Annotated in this window: 20 protein-coding genes, 1 tRNA gene and 1 pseudogene; 12 read left to right on the top strand and 10 right to left on the bottom strand. The window is 68.6% G+C overall.

Annotated features, from left to right (window positions below):
- Nucleotides 1-2: 2 nt before the first annotated feature.
- Both NNI01S_RS30090 and NNI01S_RS36430 read right to left on the bottom strand, forming a co-directional pair.
- On the bottom strand, nucleotides 3-398 hold the full coding sequence (locus NNI01S_RS30090) for a hypothetical protein (protein ID WP_245676424.1): 396 nt from the start codon (nucleotides 396-398) through the stop codon (nucleotides 3-5).
- 35 nt (nucleotides 399-433) lie between these two features.
- Nucleotides 434-559: a hypothetical protein gene (locus tag NNI01S_RS36430; protein ID WP_281180704.1), complete on the bottom strand. Its 126-nt coding sequence runs from the start codon at nucleotides 557-559 to the stop codon at nucleotides 434-436.
- A gap of 226 nt (nucleotides 560-785) precedes the next feature.
- On the opposite strand from NNI01S_RS36430, the pseudogene NNI01S_RS36615 reads away from it, so the two are divergent.
- Together NNI01S_RS36615 and NNI01S_RS30085 are read left to right on the top strand one after the other, a co-directional pair.
- Nucleotides 786-893: pseudogene (locus NNI01S_RS36615) on the top strand (hypothetical protein); the annotation flags it as partial.
- A gap of 414 nt (nucleotides 894-1307) precedes the next feature.
- A complete protein-coding gene (locus NNI01S_RS30085; RefSeq protein ID WP_157115095.1) occupies nucleotides 1308-1901 on the top strand; it encodes a hypothetical protein in 594 nt (197 codons plus the stop codon).
- A 10-nt stretch (nucleotides 1902-1911) separates the two neighbouring features.
- On the opposite strand, the gene NNI01S_RS30080 is transcribed toward NNI01S_RS30085, so the two are convergent.
- Nucleotides 1912-3237 carry a cryptochrome/photolyase family protein gene (locus NNI01S_RS30080; protein ID WP_063024424.1) on the bottom strand — a complete coding sequence of 442 codons (1326 nt, stop codon included), beginning with the start codon at nucleotides 3235-3237 and terminating at the stop codon, nucleotides 1912-1914.
- A 160-nt stretch (nucleotides 3238-3397) separates the two neighbouring features.
- Nucleotides 3398-4021 (bottom strand): lipocalin family protein, encoded by a 624-nt coding sequence (locus NNI01S_RS30075; protein WP_245676423.1) that lies wholly within the window; start codon nucleotides 4019-4021, stop codon nucleotides 3398-3400.
- Between the two features lie 168 nt (nucleotides 4022-4189).
- On the opposite strand from NNI01S_RS30075, the gene NNI01S_RS30070 reads away from it, so the two are divergent.
- Nucleotides 4190-5035 carry a MerR family transcriptional regulator gene (locus NNI01S_RS30070; RefSeq protein WP_063024480.1) on the top strand — a complete coding sequence of 282 codons (846 nt, stop codon included), beginning with the start codon at nucleotides 4190-4192 and terminating at the stop codon, nucleotides 5033-5035.
- A 792-nt stretch (nucleotides 5036-5827) separates the two neighbouring features.
- Here NNI01S_RS30070 and NNI01S_RS30065 read toward each other — a convergent pair.
- Entirely contained in the window at nucleotides 5828-7177 is a 1350-nt protein-coding gene (locus tag NNI01S_RS30065) for a TIGR01777 family oxidoreductase (protein WP_063024422.1), read from the bottom strand.
- 167 nt (nucleotides 7178-7344) lie between these two features.
- On the bottom strand, nucleotides 7345-8136 hold the full coding sequence (locus NNI01S_RS30060) for a phosphatidylethanolamine N-methyltransferase family domain-containing protein (protein WP_063024420.1): 792 nt from the start codon (nucleotides 8134-8136) through the stop codon (nucleotides 7345-7347).
- A gap of 112 nt (nucleotides 8137-8248) precedes the next feature.
- On the opposite strand from NNI01S_RS30060, the gene NNI01S_RS30055 reads away from it, so the two are divergent.
- A complete protein-coding gene (locus tag NNI01S_RS30055; RefSeq protein ID WP_063024418.1) occupies nucleotides 8249-9055 on the top strand; it encodes a nuclear transport factor 2 family protein in 807 nt (268 codons plus the stop codon).
- Nucleotides 9056-9245: 190 nt separating this feature from the next.
- On the opposite strand, the gene NNI01S_RS30050 is transcribed toward NNI01S_RS30055, so the two are convergent.
- A complete protein-coding gene (locus NNI01S_RS30050; protein WP_063024416.1) occupies nucleotides 9246-10172 on the bottom strand; it encodes a sterol desaturase family protein in 927 nt (308 codons plus the stop codon).
- 224 nt (nucleotides 10173-10396) lie between these two features.
- Between NNI01S_RS30050 and NNI01S_RS30045 the strand changes: the two genes are divergently transcribed.
- Nucleotides 10397-11554 carry a sensor histidine kinase gene (locus NNI01S_RS30045; RefSeq protein ID WP_245676422.1) on the top strand — a complete coding sequence of 386 codons (1158 nt, stop codon included), beginning with the start codon at nucleotides 10397-10399 and terminating at the stop codon, nucleotides 11552-11554.
- Nucleotides 11551-12222, top strand: a complete 672-nt coding sequence (locus NNI01S_RS30040) for a response regulator (protein WP_063024412.1) — start codon at nucleotides 11551-11553, stop codon at nucleotides 12220-12222. The genes NNI01S_RS30045 and NNI01S_RS30040 overlap by 4 nt, the downstream gene beginning before the upstream one ends.
- Nucleotides 12223-12583: 361 nt before the next feature.
- Here NNI01S_RS30040 and NNI01S_RS30035 read toward each other — a convergent pair whose 3' ends face one another.
- On the bottom strand, nucleotides 12584-13390 hold the full coding sequence (locus NNI01S_RS30035; RefSeq protein ID WP_063024410.1) for a VOC family protein: 807 nt from the start codon (nucleotides 13388-13390) through the stop codon (nucleotides 12584-12586).
- Between the two features lie 490 nt (nucleotides 13391-13880).
- Here NNI01S_RS30035 and NNI01S_RS36610 point away from each other — a divergent pair, with 490 nt between their 5' ends.
- From NNI01S_RS36610 to NNI01S_RS30015, 4 genes are read left to right on the top strand one after another with little or no spacing between them, the layout of a single operon-like run.
- Complete coding sequence (locus tag NNI01S_RS36610) at nucleotides 13881-14306, top strand: SH3-like domain-containing protein (RefSeq protein WP_063024408.1); 426 nt, start codon at nucleotides 13881-13883, stop codon at nucleotides 14304-14306.
- Complete coding sequence (locus NNI01S_RS36605; RefSeq protein ID WP_063024406.1) at nucleotides 14303-14602, top strand: SH3-like domain-containing protein; 300 nt, start codon at nucleotides 14303-14305, stop codon at nucleotides 14600-14602. Before NNI01S_RS36610 ends, NNI01S_RS36605 begins: the two co-directional genes overlap by 4 nt.
- Nucleotides 14599-15309: a thiocyanate hydrolase subunit gamma gene (gene scnC / locus NNI01S_RS30020; RefSeq protein ID WP_063024404.1), complete on the top strand. Its 711-nt coding sequence runs from the start codon at nucleotides 14599-14601 to the stop codon at nucleotides 15307-15309. Before NNI01S_RS36605 ends, scnC begins: the two co-directional genes overlap by 4 nt.
- Nucleotides 15306-15635: an SH3-like domain-containing protein gene (locus tag NNI01S_RS30015; RefSeq protein WP_063024402.1), complete on the top strand. Its 330-nt coding sequence runs from the start codon at nucleotides 15306-15308 to the stop codon at nucleotides 15633-15635. The genes scnC and NNI01S_RS30015 overlap by 4 nt, the downstream gene beginning before the upstream one ends.
- Nucleotides 15636-15750: 115 nt before the next feature.
- Here NNI01S_RS30015 and NNI01S_RS30010 read toward each other — a convergent pair.
- Nucleotides 15751-15824: transfer RNA gene (locus NNI01S_RS30010), tRNA-Met, on the bottom strand.
- A 518-nt stretch (nucleotides 15825-16342) separates the two neighbouring features.
- On the opposite strand from NNI01S_RS30010, the gene NNI01S_RS30005 reads away from it, so the two are divergent.
- A complete protein-coding gene (locus NNI01S_RS30005) occupies nucleotides 16343-16888 on the top strand; it encodes a transglycosylase family protein (protein WP_063024401.1) in 546 nt (181 codons plus the stop codon).
- Between the two features lie 85 nt (nucleotides 16889-16973).
- Here the strand turns inward: NNI01S_RS30005 and NNI01S_RS30000 are convergent, their stop codons facing one another.
- Entirely contained in the window at nucleotides 16974-19973 is a 3000-nt protein-coding gene (locus tag NNI01S_RS30000; protein ID WP_063024399.1) for a UPF0182 family protein, read from the bottom strand.
- 210 nt (nucleotides 19974-20183) lie between these two features.
- Between NNI01S_RS30000 and NNI01S_RS29995 the strand changes: the two genes are divergently transcribed.
- On the top strand, nucleotides 20184-20765 hold the full coding sequence (locus NNI01S_RS29995; RefSeq protein WP_063024397.1) for a PPA1309 family protein: 582 nt from the start codon (nucleotides 20184-20186) through the stop codon (nucleotides 20763-20765).
- The last annotated feature ends 52 nt before the right edge of the window (nucleotides 20766-20817 follow it).

The raw sequence follows: 20817 nt of genomic DNA, 5'->3' as shown, positions 1-20817 counted from the left end.
TTTCACCACAGGTCCCGGGCCAGCCGGGTCGCGCCGACGAGCATGTAGCCGCCGGTCAAGGCGACCAGCGCGACGGCGGTCGGGCGGGGGACGTCACTGCGCAGGAGCCGCGCCCCGCCGTGCGTGGTGTCCAGGACGTCCACCAGCAACGCCAGGCGCTGCCAGCGCGGCAGCTCCTCGGCAGGCGCGGTCAGATACCCGAGGCCCAGTGCGATCGCCCGCGCGCCGAAGATCCGGCTCATGTAATCGAGTTCGGGTGTGGGGCGCACACCCAACGTTTTGCTCAACGTTCGCGGGGCCAGGAGTGCGGCCGATCCCAGCGCGACCCGCCCGAGCGCCAGGCCGCGCAGTGCACCGGCCAGTGGAGAGCGGGTGCTCCGCATGCTGTACGTCGCCATGTCCCGAGCCTCGCCCACAACGCCGCTCAGGTCGATTACCTGCGAGGTAATCGACCTGACAGCGGATCCGCGCTCGCCACACCCGCGCCCGCGCCGACCGCCGCCAGAGCGATACCTCCGGCCACCGCCGCCTTCGCCACCTTGGACTTCAACACCTTCATACCTGTCTCCTCGATCCGGCCCGGCGGGCCCTCGGCCGAACTTCGACCGCAGAAACGATCCTGAATGCGGGATCTCGAGACCGCCCGATACGCCGCTGGGAAACTCCTGGCAACCGATCGGCACGCTCAGCGGATACACAGCGTCGAAGAAGGCGCGCGCGAAATCGCCGCCGGGTAACGCCCTTCGTCCACCCTCTACGGCACCGACTATCCGACGTCGGACGGCACCTGCATCCGGGACTACGTGCACGTGGCCGACCTCGTCGCCGCGCACCTGCCGGCGCTGGAGGCCATCCGCCCCGGCTCGGCTGGAAGCCGCAGCGCCCCGGCCTGACCGACATCGTCTCCGACGCAGGGGAATTCCACCGGTCGGTGTCCGGCGTTGATCGACGAGCAACGATATGAGGTAATCGGTGAATTGCGGGCAACCTTCGTCGGGCGCCCGAATTCACGAGTCGTTCAGAGAATGAGCAGAATCAGCGCCTTCTGCAGCGTGTCCACGATGCGGCCGATGGTGATCGCGATTTCGACTGTGCCCATGACAGGCCCCTTTCCTCGGGCATGGCAGATCTCGACGTATCAATTCAAGCGCGCGGGAAGGGGATTCGCCAAGCGCGCTCGGGTGGATCCACGAGGCTTCATCCAAGGCCCCTCGCTCTTCGAATCATCTGTGTCGCGGCACCGGTCGCGGCCGTGCGTGCGGAGCACCGCACCACGCCGACATTGCGATCCACCGTCAGGAGTACCTGTGGCGTCGTCACCACCGTTGGTCCGGGAAGACTCGCACGACTGTTTCCGGTATGCGGCCGCCACAGTGGGGCAGGCCGCGGCGATAATCGGCACGCTGAATCGAGAGCGCGCCGATCCCGCGGCGGTGCATGCGCGGCTCGTGGTGCTCGCCGATCGCAGCGACGGATTCGGGTGCGAACTGCTCGGCGCGCCGGACACGGCGGACCGGTGCGCGCTCGGCCGGGCGCTGCACAGCGTCGTCGTCCACCTGCGGACAGCGGCCGAGCGCGCGAACCGGCATCGCGTGACGGCGCCGGTGGACGAACTCGCCGAGGTGATCGACATCGTCGCGGAATGCGGGCAGCATACGGCCCGCTCGCTGACAACTCCGCTGAATACCCTTCTGACACACCGTTATCGGTCTGCTATCCGCCAGCTGGCGGACGATGCCGACGACGCTTTCCGGCGCCTGTTCGCGCGGTGGTATTTCGACACCGACGACCTCACGGCGGTCGCCGGAATGCGCGACCTCGGCGACGAACTGGAGAACGTGGTGCGAGCCTTCGAGGAAGTCGCCGACGCCGTACTCGTCACGGATCCGCTGCCGGGGTGAACCGCCCGCACTACATTCCGACGAAGTCGATGATCGGCGCCGGATAGTCCGCCGGATCGACGTGCTCGCGCCACGGCCGGTGGATACGTCCACCGGGCAGGTGCGCCAGCTCGGGAATCCAGCGCCGGACGTAGTCGCCGTCCGGGTCGTAACGCTCGGCTTGGCGCAGCGGGTTGAGCACCCGATTCGGCCTCGTGTCGGTGCCCGTACCCGCCACCCACTGCCAGTTGAGCTGGTTGTTCGCCAGGTCTCCGTCCACCAGCCAGCGCAAGAAGTGCTCCGCCCCCACCCGCCAGTCGACGCGTAGCGACTTGGTCAGGAAACTGGCCGTGATCAACCGCGCCCGGTTGTGCATCCACCCCTCCGCGTGCAGCTGCCGCATACCCGCGTCCACGATCGGATGCCCGGTGCGGCCTTCGCGCCAGGCGTCGACGGCCTGCTCGTCGTCGCGCCAGCGAACCGAGCGGGGACGATAGTCCGACCAGGCCGCGGACGGGCGCGCGGCCAGCAACTGGTGGTGGAAGTCGCGCCAGGCCAGCTGGCGGGCGAACGCGCGCCCGCCCGCGTCGGACAGGTCGACCCGGTGCACCAGCTCCACCGGCGACACGCAGCCGAAATGCAGATACGGCGACAGCCGCGAGGTGTCGTCGGCGGCGAGATCATCGTTGTCGCGCGCATAGTGCGCGACCGGCCCGGACAGCCAATCCCGCACCATCTTTCGTCCGGTCGTCTCACCGCCGACGGCAAGCCGCGGTGACGTCGGGCCCTGGCACAGCTCGCCCGCGTCCGGCAGCGGCAAGCTCGTCACCCGCGGCACCGTGAGGCCGCGCGGTTTGCCCAGCGGCTTGCGCTGCGGTGCTTCCGACCAGCGGCGGAAATACGGGGTGAAGACGGCGAAGTGGTCGCGCCCGGTGGCCGGCCGCAACGTCTCCGGATCGGCGGCCGTGACGGTGGCGGAATGGGTATGCAGCAGGCAGTCACGCCGCGCGAGACGCTCACGCAGCGTCCGTTCGCGCCGGCGGCTGTAGCCGCTGACGTCGGCGGCTACGTGCACGCTCTCGGCGTGCACCTGGGAGACCACTCGGTCGACCTCCGCGGCCACATCGCCGCGGCGCAGAACCAGATTGCCGCCGAGCGCGCGCAGTTCGTCGTCGAGTTCGGCCAGGGCGGCGGCGAGGAACCGGGCGCGGTTCGGCGCGGCGAAGCGGCCGGACAGGATGGCCTCGTCGAGCACGAACAACGGCACCACCGCGGCGCCCTCGCGGTGCGCGGCGGTCAGCACCGGGTTGTCCCGCACCCGCAGGTCGCGGGTGAACAGAGCGATCGTGACGGTCATCGCGCACGCTCACGCTGTGCGGCACCGACGGTCATTCGCGAGCCTCCTTGTCCACGAGCGCGGCCGGGCTCGGCGCCCGTGAGGGCCGCGCCGGCGCGGCGTCGGGCGGCTCAGCCCCACCGCCGCCGACGCGTCCCTCGCGAGCGCCGAACATGCAGGATCACCCCGCGCAGAGCGGGACGATGCGCGATTCACCGCCCGTCGTCGGTGAGGTCAAGTACACACACGGGTTCTGGCCCGCCGCGGTGATCGACGCGCGCACCTGCTGCCAGGCAGCCGCGTCCAGTGACGCGGCGCGCGCCAGGACGAATCCGGATATCCGGCTCGGATCGGTGACCACCGCCCACGAATAGTCCGGACCGAGGGCCGTGACGATGTAGTTGGTCGGTCCGTCCAGCCGATCCTGGGTCGGCACGCTGGGGAAGCTGACGTGCAGCTGCGCACCGGTCTCCCGGTCGTTGACCGTCGCGGTGCCGTTGATCTCGTTCTGCGTGCCCGCCCACGTGGTGCACGTGTTGCGCACCGCGATGTTGCCTGCCGGATCGAGGGAGTAGTTGGCCTGCGTATCCCGCGCGCAGGCGAGGTTGAAGTACTGCGGGATGGCGGCGAGCTGACGCCATGTGCCCAGATACCGCTCCAATTCCAGGCGCGGCACCGGCGCGGGCCCGTCGATCGGGTTCGGCGCCGCGGATGCCCCGGCGGTCGCCAGAGCCGTCGCGGACAGCGCCGCCACCACCCCGGCGAGCAGTCGGGTCGACGAACGGGGCAGATTGCGACGATTCAAGCTAACTCCTAGGAAATCGGCGACGCTGACCAGCCTAGCATATAACGATGCATAATTGATGCAACATTTGCTGTTCACGGAATGGAGGGCGAGGTGACGCCACCGCCCGGACCCGCCGATCACCCGGGCGGAGCGGATCCTGTCGGCGGCGGCGGGCAGAATAGGGCGATGCCCGCCGGTCCCGTCCCCGTGTCCGACGCGGCCGGATACACGGTGCGCGCGGTCGCCGAGCGTCTCGGTATCCCGACCGCGACGCTGCGCAGCTGGAACCGCCGCTACGACATCGGCCCACCGCAGCACCGCCCGGGTAAGCACCGCCTGTACACCGAGGCCGACATCGCCATGCTCGAACGAATGCTGGCGCTGATCAACGCGGGCGCGAGCCCGGCGGGCGCGGCGGCGACAGTGCGCGGGCCTGCGCCCACGCTCGGCCGCCGGGAAGCGCTGCTGGCCGCGGCCTTCGCGCTGGACACCACGGCGGTGTCGAGCCAGATCGAAGCGCACGTCCGCGCGTTCGGCGTGGTGGACACCTGGAACCTGTTGTGCAGGCCCGCGTTCGCCGACATCGTCGATCGGCAGCTCGGCGGCGAGGGATGCATCGATGTCGAGCACTTGCTGTCCTGGTGCGTCATCTCGGTGCTGCACCGGACGAACCCGCCGTCCGTCCCGGACGGCACGGCGCCGGTGGTGCTCGCCTGCACCAGCGGGGAGACGCATTCGCTGCCGCTGGAGGTGCTGCGCGCCGCACTGGCCGAACGCGGCGTCGGAGCCCGGATGCTGGGCGCGGACGTGCCCGCCGCCGCGCTCGCCGACACTCTCGCCCGGTTCGACCGCTCCGCCGCCGTGTTGCTGTGGTCGCAGCAGGAATCCACGGCGTTGACCTCCGCGGTCCGCGCCTGCCTCGGGGCGGGCGCGCGCGTGCTGGTCGGCGGCCCGGGATGGGAGGCGGTCTTCCTCCCCGAGGGCGTGGAACGGGTCGAGAGCCTGGTCGACGCCGCCGACCGGCTCGCCTGAGCGCGCAGGCGAATTCCGCCGAACCGCTTCGTCGCCGGACACGAATTCTCGTGCGGCACACCATCCCGGCTCGGATGGGCAACCGGCAGCGCGGTTCGTTTCCTTCCTCGGCACACTGTGCCGGTTCCGATCGGCAACCCGCAGCGCGGTTCATTTCCGGTGTACAGCGAACGCGACTTGGCGCGCATCTGTCCGCGCTGGGGGTCCGCCCGTTCAGTGCGCAGTAGGCCGGGGCCGGCCCCCTCGGTCGGCGCACCATCTTTACCTGCGATCCACATTCGATGCAAAAATGACTCGCATCAAGTCCGATATTGGCGCGTCAGCAATCGAAGTGGGAGAGAACCTTGTCGCGCGACGAGGGCTCCTGCACCGGTAACCGGTGAGCACTCCCCGTCCCCCTCGACGCTTGCTCCCTCCCTCGGCTGCCCCGTGCCTACCAGCCGGGACCGGGATGCTTGACGTAGGCGCCGTAACGTACTCGCGACTCCGGCTCCGGGAGAGCGTTTGGCGACGTCGCGTCACCCTACGGGCGCGCACCGCATCAAGTGCGGCGACCGCACCGACCATGTCGCCCCATTCGGTCTCCCGCCGATCACTCGGCGGGCGCCGCTCGCGCACACCGATTCAGCGGCGGCGAGCCGCGCCTGGACAGCTCCTTCCGCGCTCAGGCCGCCTTCAGGCGCGGCATGCAGCCGGATCGCCGCGTCGTGGGCGAATTGCCGGTCCCGTCGATCGGCTCACCGCGCGAGGACACACCCCGGATTCGGCACGACGGTTCGCGCGCCCCCGGGCTCAGCCCACGAGCCTCCCCAGCAAATGCCGCAGCGCCGGTTCCAAAGCCGGGGCGCGGAACCGATGTCCGGCCGCCGCCAGCCGTACGGGAACGACCCGCTGGCTCGCGGACGCCACCTCCCGGTTCCCTTCGCGGCCGAGCAGCAGCGCGGGACCGAATCCGGGCACCGGGAACAAGGCGGGCCTGCGCAGCACGCCCGCGAGGACCTTGGCATACTCCGCGTTCCGAACCGGTTGCGGCGCAACGGCATTGACCGCACCGACGAGTCCTGCATCCCACAGCGCCCGATGGTAGATGTCGATCAGGTCATCGATTCCGATCCACGACAGCCATTGCCTGCCGTCGCCGATGCGCCCGCCCAGCCCGGCTGTGAACAACGGGCGCAACAGCCGCAGTGTGCCACCGCGCGGAGACTGCACGATGCCCGTACGCACGCGCACCACCCGGACACCGGCTTCGGCGGCCGGAGCCGTCGCATCCTCCCACTCCTCGACCACATCGGCGAGAAAGCCTCCACCGCGCATCGACCGCTCGGTCAACGCCTCGTCGCCGCGGTCGGCGCCGTAGTAACCGATCGCGGAGGCGCTCACGAAGACCGGCACCGCCGCGCGGGCCGCCACCTCGGCGAGTTTCCGGGTCGGCCCGATCCGGCTGCTCGCGATCGCGCGCTTGTGCCCCTCGGTGAACCGGCCCGCGATCGAGGCGCCCGCCAGATGCACCACCGCGTCCACGCCGTCCAACAGGTCCGGTGCGGGGTCTGCGGTATCCCACTGTCTTTCATCGGCGGCGCGCGGCGTGTGCCGGACCAGTCGCACGACGCGGTGCCCGCCGGTGGACAGGAACGCGGTCAGTGCCGAACCGACCAGGCCGGACGCCCCGGTCACCGCCACGGTCCTGGACCTGAACCCCTCCCCCGCGGCCCGCGCATGGGCCGCGAGATCGTCGGCGAGCTGCCGGTGCCGGTAGGCGAACATGGGGCGCAGCACCGCGGCTGGGACCGGTGCGTCGATCCGGTCCACCACCCGGGTATGCGTCTCGTCGACGACCTCGAAGTCGTGGGTGTGCCGCCACGGCAGCAGCCCCGCAGGCAACGAGCCGACTCCGTCGACGGTGACCGCGTCGACGAACCGGCGCGGCGGGTCGTATTCGCCGGGATCGTGCCGGGCCACCCAGCGCAGGCCGCCGGGCAGTCCGAGCACGGCCTGCCCATCGGAGAGCGAGTCCGATTCGGCGCGCGGCGTCACCGGCTGCCATGGCGGCGCCAGGCGGGTCAGCGCACCGGGGCGGCCGTGCCAGGCGAACACCTCGGATCGGGGTAGATCGATGACGCTCGCGTACTCGATACCCATGTCTCGACTGTAGCCCGAAACCGACCAGTTGCAGCGTTTCTGCATCGCTCGACGGCACGCCGACGCGGAAAGACCAGCACTTCCCCTGTAACCAGTTCGTCCGATGCACATCGCTGACTCGATTTTCGATTCACGGACGAGGCGAGCCGACCGGTTCCGCGCGTCGGTCAGACCACGAACGGGATCAGTGCCTTCCGGTCCGCGGGATAGTCGGCGAACTTCTCCCGGTACCACTTGTGCGTGGCGAAGGCTCGCGGCACCAGGTTGCCCGCGGTGATCAGGAAGATGACCACGCCGGCCAACGACCAGGTCGCCAGCGCGAAGCCCGCCCAGGCGATCAATTCACCCAGGTACGCCGGGCTGCTGACGAACCGGAACCCCGCGCCGTAGGGGATCCGGTACTCGGCCGCGCCCGGATCCGACTTGTCCCGCAGATTGCGCACGATGGATTCGGAGCGCACCAGCAGCGCGAACCCACCGAGATAGACCACGAGCCCGAGCAGGAACCGCGGATCGGTCAACCATTCCGGCCCGTATTGCCCGAGATAGTCGTGACTGAACAGCGAGCCGTTGAGGTAGCCGTGCAGCGCCGTGACGAACACGCCGGCGGCCAGCACCGAGACATTGAAGCTGCTCCGCTTACCGGGCACCTGCCGGATGGACAGCGGGAAGAACCAGCCACGGTTGCCGTAGTGCAGCACCCAGATGGCCGCGAGGACCAACGCGGTGGGTTCGAAGCGGTTGGGGCCCGCGAGATAACACAGGGCGAACACCACCGTCGCGGGGATCTCCATCAACCACCACCCCAGCTTCGGGTTGAGGTTGAAACCGACCTTGGTGGAGGCGAAGCGCCCATACGGACTCTGCGCGAACAGGCCGCCGACCACGACGAACGCCGCGAACGCGAAGCCGATCGTCAGCGCGGTGTCGTACAGGGTGTTGCCGGTATACCAGTCCATCGAGTTCCCTTGTCCTGCGGAGGCGACCGGCGCGGACACCGGAACGCGACGCCAAAACTAGAACTTGTTCTACCATGTGTCCAGTCCGGCTCACGTCTACGGAGGTTGTGTCATGCCGCTGGATCCCTCGGCCGCAGCGCTGCTGACGGCCGTCGAGGCGTCACCGCGCGCGGTCGCGGCGCACGACAAGTCCGCGTGGGTAGGGCTGTTCGCCCCCGACGCGGAGGTCAACGACCCGGTGGGTTCCCGCCCGCATGTCGGCCGCCCCGCCATCGAACGGTTCTACGACACATTCATCGGACCGAACACCATCGCGTTCCGGGTCGACCGCGACCTGGTCCATCCGCCGACGGTACTGCGCGATCTGACCATCGCCACCACGATGTCGACCGGCGCCACCGTCCTGGTCCCGATGCACCTGCGCTACCGGCTGGTCGAGCAGGACGGCGCATGGAAGATCGCCCATCTCGCCGCGCACTGGGAACTGGCGGGCATGATCTGGCAACTGCTGCGCACCGGGCTGCCCGGATTCGCCGCGGCGCTGAAGCTCGGGCCGCAACTGATCGTCAACCAGGGCGTCGGCGGAGCGCTGGGCCTGATGCGGGCGCTCGGCGGGGTTGGCCGCCGCGGGAAACGAGCTACGACAGGGCTTTTCGCTGCGGCGGCGAGCACCGACCTGAGCCGTGTGCGCGAGCTGCTCGGGTCTCGCGCCGAGATCGAACTGCCCGCGGGGACGCCGGTGTCGGTGGAGGAATTCACCAATCGGGTGCGGAATATGCGCTGGAGCAAAGTGATCGCCGCGGGCCGAACCGTCACGGCGAGTGTCCGGCTCGGCGCGGTATCCGGAGTCGCGCTCGTGCAGTTCGCGAATAGCGGCGACGACATCGCGAGCGTGACGTTCTACCTCGACGGCGACTGACCCGCCGAATCGTGCGTCGTGGGGTCGTCGGATCGGCCGACGCCCGCGCGCCGGACCCGCGCCGATAATCTGCTCCCCGAACGGCCGCGCTCCGGTTCGGCGCATGCGTGCCGACAGCCGGATGCACTGAGGCACCCGGCTGCCCGCGATCAGGGAACTCGCCGAATCGGTGAACGGGCTGCGCACCCGGTCAGGACGCGAGCTGTCCGGCGCGCTCCCGGGCCGGGCCCGGCGCAGGAGCTCCGACCGGCTCCGGCTCCGGCACGGCACGCTCGGTCCAGCCGGGCGGCCCGAAGATGTACCCGAGCCGGCCCCGCCAGGTGCTCGCTGCGCGCACGTCGCGGATCAGCGCCGCCAATTCGTGATAGTTGACCTTCAGCGGGTTGTCGGTGCCGATGTTCTTGGTGAGGCCGTAGCGCACCGGTTCGGACTCGGCGGCGAAGCTGCCGAACAGACGATCCCAGATGATGAGGATGCCGCCGTAGTTCTTGTCGATGTAGGGCTTGTTGGAACCGTGGTGGACACGGTGGTGCGAGGGCGTGTTGAACAGGAACTCGATCGGACGTGGAAGCGTCCGCACGCGCTGGGTGTGGATCGGGAACTGGTAGAGCAGCCCGATGCCCTGCAGCAGGAAGATCATCCAAGCCGGGAAGCCCAGCAGGGCCGCGGGGACCCACGCCAGCCCGCGCAGGATGTTGGGAATCGGATGCAGCCAGGAGAGGCGAAGCGCGGTGGAGAGGTTGAAGTGCTGGCTGGAGTGATGCACGTTGTGCGCGGTCCACATCAGCCGGACCCGGTGGTCGGCGCGATGCGCCCAGTAGTAGCACAGATCCGTGACGATCACACCGAGCACCCAGACCCACCACGATCGTGGCGACAGGTGCAGCGGCGTGATCGCCGCGGCGACGACCACCGCCGAGAACGGCACCAGATACTGCATCAGCGGCTTGACCAGCCTGCCCACCGTGAAGGTCGTCAGGTTGGAAGCGGTGTCGCGGGTCGATCCGCCGTTGCCCGACCGGTCGGGATCGCGACGGTAAGCGATCCACTCCACCAGCATGAGCACCGCGAACGCCGGAATGGCGTAGGTCAGCAACTCGAACTGCACACGGCCCATGGGCACTCCTTCTTCCTCTGGCGTCCGCCTTCGACGCTACGGGTTCGGGCCTGCGAGAACATCGCGCCGACGAGGGACTTCGCGTCCCCCGTACGGGGGACGCGAGCGCGCCCGCGCGCAGGCAGAGTTGTCGTCCGTGCCGCGTCTTCGATCGGGCCGGATCATTAGGATCGCCCCAGGACCCGGCGCCGGAACCGGACGGAGGCGGTGACGAACTGTTGGACGTGACCAGATCGCTGGCCCGCCAGTCGGTGGTGGTCGCCGTGGTGGCCGCCACCATCGACGCGGTGGTGCTGGGGCTGTGTGGCGTCTTCGCGGTCGCGCCGTGGCAGACGATCGCCGCTGTCACGGCCATCGTCGCCGCCGATCTCGCCTTGGCCGCGCCGCCCAGGACGGCAGGCGTGGTCGCGGTGCTGCAAGTCCTCGTGCGACTGCTGGCCGCGCTGCTGCTGTATCGGCACGGGTTCCCGGTGCGATTCGCCGACGTGGGGTTCCTGGTGGCCGGATACCGTGCGGGAGCGTGGCTCGCCGGACCGGGTTCCGTGCTGACCATGTTGTCGCTGTGCGCCGGGGTCGCCGGGGCGCACCTGTTCACCGACAGCGCCGCGGCGCACGACTGGAGACTGTTGCTGGCCGCGACCGTCTCCGCGGGCTGCGTGCCGTGGCTGGTCGGCCGCTACACCGCGGCGCGCGGCGCCTACATCGCCGATCTGGAGCAGCGAGCCCGATTGCGGCAGCAGGAGCACCGCACGGCGCTGGAACGCGCGGTCACCGAGGAACGGGCCGCCATCGCCCGCGACCTGCACGACGTGATCTCCCATCACGTCAGCGCCATCGGCATCCACGCCGGCGCGGCGCGGCTGGCCCTGGGCGGCACGGCGAACGCGGCCGCCGCCCGATCGCTGTCCGCGGTGGAATCCAGCAGCCGGGCCGCGATGGTCGATCTGCGCCGCCAGCTGGATCTGTTGCACGGGCGGGAGGACGACGGGCAGCGCCAGCCGGGGCTCGCCGACATCGAAGGGTTGATCGAGCACGTCCGCGCGGCCGGGCTGCAGGTCGAGACGACCGTGCGCGGCGACGCGGTGGAACTACCGGACTCGCTGAATCTCACCCTCTACCGCATCGTGCAGGAGATGCTGACCAACGCGCTGCGGCACGGCGACGGCACGCACGTCCATTTGGACGTGGAGTACCTCCCGAAGCGAGTGGTGCTGCGCGCGACCAACCCCCTAGCCCCCGGACCGGTCACCGCCGACCCCTCGGTTCAGCGCGGCCTGAACGGAATCCGCCGCCGCGCCGAGTTGTTCGACGGCGAACTGGACTACGGCCGCGACGCCACCCAGTGGCACACCACGGTGTCCGTACCGATCGGAGGATCATGAACCCGCCGATCCGCGTCCTGATCGCCGACGACCACAGCATGTTCCGCTCCGGCCTGCGCGCCGTCGTGGACAGCCAGGCGGACCTGGATTGCGTCGCCGAGGTGAGCGACGGCCGCGCCGCGATCACCGAGACCGCCCGGCTGCGACCGGATGTCGCGATCCTCGACGTCCGCATGCCGAAACTCGACGGGCTGGCCGCCACCGCCGCGATCGTCGCCGCGGGCGGGACGCACGTTCTGGTGCTCACCACCTACGACAGCGACGCCAACCTGTATCGCGCCCTGCAGGCGGGCGCGAGCGGGTTCCTGTTGAAGAGCCTGCCGCCCGAAGAACTGGTCACGGCGATCCGGATCGCGGCACGCGGCGACGCGCTGATCGACCCGTCGATGACCCGCCGCCTGGTCTCCCGCTTCGCGAGCACGCTCGCGCCGCCGCGCACGCCGCCGGAAGTCCAGCAGCTCACCGCCCGCGAACTGGAGGTGCTGCTCCTGCTGGCCGACGCGCGCAGCAACGCCGAGATCGCCGCGCAGCTGGGTGTCGGCGAGGAGACGGTGAAGACCCACGTCTCCCGTATCCTCGCCAAACTCGGCGTCCGCGATCGGATCCACGCCGTCGTCTACGCCCATCAGCACGGCCTGGTGTCGCCCGAATCGGCACGCTCGGACTGATCCGGCAGCCCCGCACGCGGCCCCGACCTGGATTCGACAACCCGCGCGACTGTGACCGCCATCGATACCGCATCGCCGCATCGCCGCATCGTCGGCGAGAAAGCGAGCCGTGACCACGCCCGGTGCGGCCCGCGTCACAGCCACGATGCGACACCCGGCCGGTCTACGAACCCGGTCGCCCCACCGCAGGGACCGAATCGACCGGCCCTTTCGGCGAAAACGTCACTCGTAAGCCACGTCGATCAGGCCCGGGACACTCGCTCGCCGCGAGCCGAGTCCGCGGCACCCGCCGGAGCACGAACCGCGAAGTTCCGTCGAGTGGCAACCGGCCGCGGAGGCCCGGTTGCCACTGCCGGTCGGCTCAGGCGCCCGTCGGCGGTTCCCCGACGGTCGTCGTCGGATCGATGACGCCGAAGGCCTCGCCCTGCGGGCCCTGGACGATGCCCATCCGGCCGAAGGGGCTGTCGTCGGGTCCCGATGTGACGGTGGCGCCGAGTTCGCGCGCCTTGGCGAGCGCGTCGTCGGTGTTGTCGACCTGGAACCAGGCCAGCCAATACGACGGGTTGTCACCCGGCATCTTCGTCGAGTCGTTGACGCCGCCGACGGCGTCGCCGTCCTGCGTCAGGCTGAACGTGGAGTACACGAAGTGCTCACCGTCGCCGATCTCGGTGTAGTGCCAGCCGAACACGTCGGCGTAGAACTGCTGCGCCTGCTTGTAGTCGCTGGTGTGCAACTCGTTCCAGCAGTACGCGCCGTGCTCGTTGTAGATGCCCGCGCCGGCGTGGGCCTTGGCTTCCCAGATCCCGAAGACCGCGCCGGTGGGATCGGCGCCGACGACCATGCGGCCGACATCGAGCACGTCGAACGGTTGCATCATCAGCGAGCCGCCCGCATCGCCGATCTTCTGCGCGACGGCGTCCGCGCTGTCGGCGGCGAGGTAAGTGGTCCACACCGACGGCATCGGCATGCCTTCCGGCTTCGGTCCGATGCCCGCGGCCGCGCGGCCGTTGCGCATCGCCATCAGATATCCCCCCGCCTCGGGCGGGCTGTCCTCGATCTCCCAGCCGAAGAGGGCGCCATAGAATTCGCGGGCGCGCGCCGGGTCGTCGACCTGGCAGTCGACCCAGCACGGCGTTCCCTGCGGCCAGCTTCCGTCATGAGTGGGCATTGCGGGTGCCTCCTGACTCGGGTTGCCGATGTGCGGGCCGAGACAGCCGGCACACGGCCAGTCAACCACCAGCATTCCGTCGGAGTGAGCCGATTGGCCCGAAGCACTCCGGCGCGTTCGCAACCCTGGAAACCCAGGGGAAAGACCCCCTACACAGATCAGTCCCCGGTAGTCTCGTCGAAACCGTGAGCCTCAGTCGTCGCCGACGACTCCGGTGTTTCGGCTGGCTTGCCGGGGGCCTAGCCGGATCCTGGGTCGGTTGCCTTCACTGCCTGCCGACGTCTCAGCTGACAGTGCGCTCACCTGCCGGTGTTCCGGTGTAATGACTAGTTTCCTCCTCATTTTCGGCTAGTCAAGAGCCTGATTCGAGGCCGTACGCGGCAGCCGCACCGCGCCGCGGCCATCCTTCAGCAAATCGATCTTGGCGTGTACCCTTGGCCTCCGAACCATGTGATTGTGACCGTGGTCACACCGTCACTTCGGAGACATCATGAGCGCACCGAACCGATTCGACGAGTTGCAGCATCGTGTCGCGGACCTGGCACCGGTCTTCCGCGAACCCCTGGACTCGCCCTATGAGATTTCCAACGCCTTGTTCGCCGCCCTCCGGCACGTTCTGCACGACGTGGGCGGACAGCCGGATATCCCGGTCGAGTACCGGGAGAAGGAGGAACAGCCCTGGGAGATGAGCACCTACGTCACCTGCGAATGCCTCGGCTGGCGCGGCGTATGGAACTCCGAGGAACGCAGGCGAGCGGAGAACGACCTGGGCGCGACGTTGTACTTCGGTCTCCCGTACTACGCCCGCTGGGCGACCGTCGCGGCGAAGACCTTGGTCGCCAAGGGATTGATCACCCCCGACGAACTGTCGGCCAAGTTGGACGAAGTACGCGCCCGAATGGAGGCGCGCGCATGACCAGGAAGTACCGGATCGGCGATCGCGTGCGGGTCCGCGACGCCACGTCGATGTTCCACACCCGTACCCAGGCCTACACCCGGGGACACACGGGCGTGGTCGTCGAGCACCGGCCGGAGTGGATCATCCCGGAGGACGAGGCGTGGGGGCGCGAAGACGGTCGCGTCGAGCCGTTCTACGTCGTGCGATTCCGTCAGAAGGATTTGTGGCCCACATACACAGGCTTCGACGTCGACACCCTGGAGACGGAAGTCTCCGAGCGCTGGCTCGAGCCCGCAGAGGAGGACGCCCCGTGAGCCGGACCCACGATCACGACGCGCACGCGCCGATCCGGACGAGCGAGGAGATCAGCGAATTCGAAGTGCTCGAGACGGCGGTCCGGGAACTGGCCATCGAGAAGGGCCTGTTCTCCCAGGAAGACCACCGCAGGTTCAGCGAGTGGGCCGAATCGGTCGGGCCGCACGGCGGATCGAAGCTCGTGGCCAAGGCGTGGACCGACCCCGACTTCAAGGCGCGCCTGCTCGCCGACGGGACCGAGACATGCAAGGAGGTCGGCATCGACTGGCGCGATCCGACCGGATCCGGGACGCCGAGCGACTACACCTACTTCTACGTACTGGAGAACACGCCGCAGGTGCACAACGTCATCGTGTGCACGCTGTGCTCGTGCTATCCGCGACCGGTGCTGGGGATGTCCCCGGACTGGTATCGCACGCCCAACTACCGTCGCCGCCTGGTGCGCTGGCCACGCGAGGTGCTCGCCGAATTCGGCCTGCATTTCCCGCCGGACGTGGAGATCCGGGTGCACGACTCGAACCAGAAGTCCCGGTTCATGGTGCTGCCGATGCGCCCCGAGGGCACCGAGGGCTGGACCGAGGAGCAGCTGGCCGCCATCGTCACCCGGGACACCATGATCGGCGTGGCGCTGCCCCAGACCGATTGGACGGCGCAGCAGCCACCGAACCGAGTCGAGCCCGCCACGAGGAAGGACGGACACCGGTGACGAGCGGTCCCTACGAAGTCCTGCTGAGCGCCCTGGATCCCGCGGTGCGCCGGGAGGGTGCACTGCCCGAACTCGATCGCAAACCCGACCCGTGGGAGTCGAGCATGCAAGCCACCTGCGAATGCCTCTCCTGGCGCGGCGCCCTGGACAACTTGGAACGTCGTCACGCCGAGGACACGCTGGGCGAGACGCTCTATCACGACTTCCCGGTACGCACCCGCTCGGTGGTGGTCACCGCGCACACGCTGATGGAGCGGGGCGTGATCACCCCGGACGAACTGCGCGCCCGCATGGACGCCGTCCGGGAACGACTGCACCGGCAGTAGCCCGCAACCACAACCGGCCGCGGAGGAAAGCGACGCGCCTTCGAACCGGATCGGCCGAGCATCGGAGCACAAACGAAACGGCCCGGAACCTCGTGGTTCCGGGCCGTTTCGCTAGTAGCGGGGACAGGATTTGAACCTGCGACCTCTGGGTTATGAGCCCAGCGAGCTACCGAGCTGCTCCACCCCGCGTCGGTGAACACAACATTACACACGCGTTCACGAAGACCGCAAATCGACTGCTCAGGAGCGGTTTCACGAGACGCAGCCCCTCAAGTCGAGTCACTACCGACTCCGCGACAACGCTCAGCGGCAACCTCGACCGCGAGCCACGCCTGAACACCGCGCCCACCAGATTTGCCACCGGATAGCCACTTCAAACGTGATCCGTTTCACTATATCACAGTGATATCACTCACATAACGATGCGATAACGTACCACGACTGCGGTGTGTCGATGGCGTTTCCCACCTGGAAAAACGGGGATATTCGGGTTATTCGCTTCATGCAATTCCGGCGTTATCCAGATGTGATCTGCTGAGATTTCTTCGTTACCGTCACTCCACGGGCCCGGATCATCCGAGACGGGCTCGAACTCGAACCGCCGAACACCGGTGACCCTGTCCCGCGGCTCGAGGATCCCCGACGACCTGGGGGCAGGGACACGGCAGGAATTCGCCGTGCCGGCGGGCGCAGGGAGGGAAACGACCATGACTGAGAACCGGAAGATCAGCACCCGCGCCCTCGGCTTCGCCGCCATCACCGGCGCTCTTGTTGCCGTCCCGTTCGCATTCTCCACCGCTTCCGCCTCCGCGGCGAACCACGACTGGGATGGCGTCGCGCAGTGTGAGAGCGGTGGCAACTGGGGGATCAACACCGGAAACGGCTACTACGGCGGCCTGCAGTTCTCGCAGAGCACCTGGGCGGCCAACGGCGGCAGGGGCTCGGCCCACACCGCGAGCAAGGAAGAGCAGATCCGCGTGGCGGAGAACGTGCTCGCCACCCAGGGCCCCGGCGCCTGGCCGTCCTGCGGCAAGTACCTGCGCCCGGGCACCTCCTCGCCCGAGCCGCTGGTCGAGGCCGAGGAACTCCCCTCCGTGCCCGAACCCGCCCAGCCCGCTGTGAGCGCCGCGCAGTCGGCGATCGAGCAGGCCGAGTCCGCCGCGGGCGAGCTCGCCCAGCGGTACGGCGTGAAGGACCAGTTCCAGCAGATCCTCAGCCAGAACAGCGCGCTGATCGATTCGCTCGGTCGCTGACGGCTCCCGCGTCACACACCCGAAGACGCCGCCATCGTCACGATGGCGGCGTCTTCGGTATTCATGCCTCTGCGATCGGCGCCGGTCAGCGACCCGCGTCCTGATACGCCTTCACGGCGGATTCCAGCTCGTCCAGCGCCCGGCCGAAGTCCTGGAAGTTTCCGCTGCGCATGGCGTTTCGCACGTTCTCGATCTTGCGGTTGAGCTCGGCCGCCGCGGCGTCCTTGGCCGGGGAGGATCCCGGCGCGGGCGGCGGGACCGACGCGGGCGGCGGAGTAGCGGCGCTGCCGGTCCCGTTGGTGCCCTCGGCGGGCGCCGGAGCGGTACCCGGCTTCGGCCTGGTACCCGAGTCACCGCCGAACGGCGTCGCCAGCGCGCCCGCACCCGGAATGACCTGGTTCAGCGCGTCCGCCAAGGTCGAGGCGTAGCCCACCTTGACGTTGCCCGCCTCATCCCGATAGCTCACCAGCACCCGCAGCAGCTGCGGGAAGGTCGCCGTGTTCGGCCCGGTGTTGCGTTCGTTGTAGAACGGCTCCACATAGAGAATGCCACCGTCGGCGACCGGCAAAGTCAGCAGGTTGCCATATTTGATCTTGTTCGAATTCGACAGCAACGTTTTCTCGCGCGACACCTCCGGCGACGTCGTCATCCGGTTCTGCGTCTGCTGCGGACCCAATGTCTGTGTGTCCGTGGGCAATCGGAGAATCGTGAATTTGCCGTACCCGTCCGGATCGGAGCGCACCGAGATATAGGCGGCGAGATAGGGCCGGTTGTAGCCGGTCATCGCGCTGGTCAAATTGAACGTGGGCTTGTTCGTTTTCCCATCGCCGAGCAGCACGTAATACGGCGGCTGATTGGCGGTGGTGCCGCCCTCGGTGGTCGGATCGGCGGGCACCGACCAGAAGGCGTTGTTGGTGAAGAACTCTCGGGGATCGTCCACGTGATACTTCGACAGCATCTCGCGCTGCACCTTGAACAGATCCTCCGGGTAGCGGAAGTGCGCCCGCAGTTCCGGCGAGATCTCGCTCTCCGGCTTCACCGCGCCCGGGAACACCCCGCGCCAGGCATTCAGCACCGGATCCGACGTGTCCACCTCGTAGAGAGTGACGCTACCGTCGTACGCGTCGACCGTCGCCTTCACCGAGTTGCGGATGTAGCTGACCTCCTTGCGCGGCAGCAGCCGCCCGGTCTTCTTGTCGATGCTGTCCTCCAGCGCACCCTCGAGCGAGGTGGTCTGCGCGTACGGGTAGTTGTCCAGCGTCGTGTAGGCGTCGACGATCCAGACGATCCGTCCGTCGACCACCGCGGGATAGGCGTTGCCGTCGGTGGTCAGCCAGGGTGCCACCTTCTGCACCCGTTCGCGGGGGCTGCGGTTGAAGATGATCTTCGAGTCCTCGCCGATGGCGGAGGAGAACAGGATGTTGCGCTCGGCGTACTTGGCCGCGAAGGCGAGTCGGTTGAACCAATTGCTGATCGGCACGCCGCCCTTGCCGGTGTAGGTGTATTGCGCGACGTCCGAGTCGTACTCGCGCGGTCGCTGGCCGTCCGTCGCGCCGACGATCGCGTAGTCCGGGTTCGCCTGCGAGATCAGCTCCCCGAAATACACCCGGGGCTGATCCACCTTGATCCGCTGCTTGTCCGCAGGCGTGAACAGGTCGCTCACCATGAAGATCGGATAGCCGCCGTCGCCGCTGCCGCCCGCGGCGTTGGGATCGTCCGACGGCGGCTTGTTCACCCGGTTGGCGGGGGCGGCGACGAAGCCGTTGCCGTGGGTGTAGACGGTGTGCCGGTTGATCCAGTCGGTCTGGTTGCCGCTCAGCGCCGCGGGCGAGAGCTCCCGGGCGGCGACGATGTAGTCCTGGATGTCGCCGTCGAGGTTGTAGCGGTCGATGTCCAGCGACTCCGGGAAACCGTAGAAGTTCTTCAGCTGACGCAGCTGCGTGAACGTGGGCGAGAGGATGTTCGGGTCGAGCAGCCTGGCGTTGCCGATGGTGGCGGCGTCCACCGGCACCTCGAGCGGGCTCTTGCTGCTCTCGCCCTTGTAATCCTTGTAATCGATCCTGTCGTTGGTGATGCCGAACGCCTGCCTGGTGGCGGCGATGTTGCGTTCGATGTACTCGCTCTCCTTGTCCGCGGCATTGGGACGCACCGAGAACTGTTCGACCACCAGCGGCCACACCGCGCCGACCAGGATCGAGGACAGCACCAGCAGCGCGGCGGCCATCGCGGGCACCCGCAGATCGCGCAGCACGATGCCGGCGAAGAAGGCCAGCGCGCAGATCACCGCGATGGACAGCAGGATGAGCTTGGCGGGCAGCACCGCGTTGATGTCGGTGAAGGAACCGCCGGTGAACGTGGGTTCCTTGCGGCTGCTGGAGAGCAGCTCATATCGGTCGAACCAGTAGGCGATCGCCTTGAGCAGCACGAAGGTTCCGGCCAGCAGCGCCAGCTGGATCCGCGCGGCGCGGGTGAGCGTGCCCTCGCGGCCGGTCAGCCGCAGTCCGCCGAAGACGTAGTGGGTGACCAGGCTGGCGAAGAACGCGATGACCACCGCGACGAACAGCCAGTTCAGCACCATGCGGTAGAAGGGCAGGTCGAAAGCGTAGAACCCGACGTCGAGACCGAACTCCGGGTCCTTCTCGCCGAAGGATCCGCCGTTGAGGAACAGCTGCACCGTCACCCAGTTCGACTGCGCCACCAGGCCCGACAGCAGGCCGAGCAGCACGGGGATGCCGACGCCGAACAGCCGCAGCCTGCTCATCACCGTGGTGCGGTAACGCGCGATCGGATCATTCGGGCCCGCCACCGGCACGAACACCGGCCTGGACCGGTAGGCCAGCAGCAGCGCCAGCCAGACCACCAGCCCGACGAAGGCCGCCACGGCGAGGAATAGCAGTACCCGGGTTCGTAACACCGTGAGATACACGTTGCGGAAGCCGACCTCGCCGAACCACAGCCAATTCGTGTAGGTGTCCGTCAACCGCGGCCCGAGCAGCAGCAACGCCGCGAGGACGATGGCCGCCACCAGCAGCACACGGCTGCGTCGGGACAGCGAAGGTAAGCCGGTGGGGGGCCGCATGCCCACGATGCCACTCTCCAAGGTCCGGCGACGCTCGCACCGATACGCCCGGCCGATGCGCCGCAGTCCGATGTTGCGGGTGGTCCTTCCGGACCGTCCCGGCCCACTCTACGGAAATCGGACACCATGCAGCTGGCAGGGTTGCGCTTGCCGCGCCGGGGAAGCGTTCGTCCGGGTTTCCGGCAGCCCCGGTCGGCGGTTTGGTTGGATGTTCGCGTGACCCCAGACCTGCACGCCGAACTCGTCCTTGCCCGATCCGTCCGGGAGGTGGCGGAATTCGTCGATGCCGAGGGATGGGGGCGTCCCCCGCAGATGTTCGCCCTGGTGCCGACCGCGGACCTGGTCGCGGCGCAGCCGGAATTGGAGGACCAGCTCGACGAGGGCGACGAGCTGACGCCGGTCGCCCAGGAGGCGTTCCCGGACGACATCACCGGCGGCTCGATCGCCTTGGACGAATTCCTGGCCACCACCAGCTGGCCGCCCGCCGTCCGTGGTTGCGTACTCGTGCAGGAGATCGTGGTGCTTCCGCCGGACGCCGAATCGACGCTCGATGACGCGCTCGCCCCGCTGCTGGCCGACCACGACGCCGCCGACGCGGCCGCGCGCGCCGCCGCCGAGGCGCACCCGCAGCGCCGGGAGGCCCGGTTGTTCGCCGCGGTGCTGCGCGACGGCGCGTCGCTGTGCCTGTTGCAGCTGCGTCCCGAGGACGACGCCGACGATTTCGGCGACCTCGACCTGCGCACCTACCCCAACCTGGCGCCGAATCTGGTGGAGGCGCTGCACCATACGCTCGAGTGACGTACTGACGGTGCCGGGCGGGCGCGCTATGGCACGGCTCCGCCGGGCAGGT

This window comes from Nocardia niwae NBRC 108934 = DSM 45340 (assembly GCF_001613465.1).
GTDB lineage: Bacteria > Actinomycetota > Actinomycetes > Mycobacteriales > Mycobacteriaceae > Nocardia > Nocardia niwae.
The sequence above is the reverse complement of the archived record's forward strand: the minus strand, read 5'-3'. Positions and strand labels throughout refer to the sequence as shown.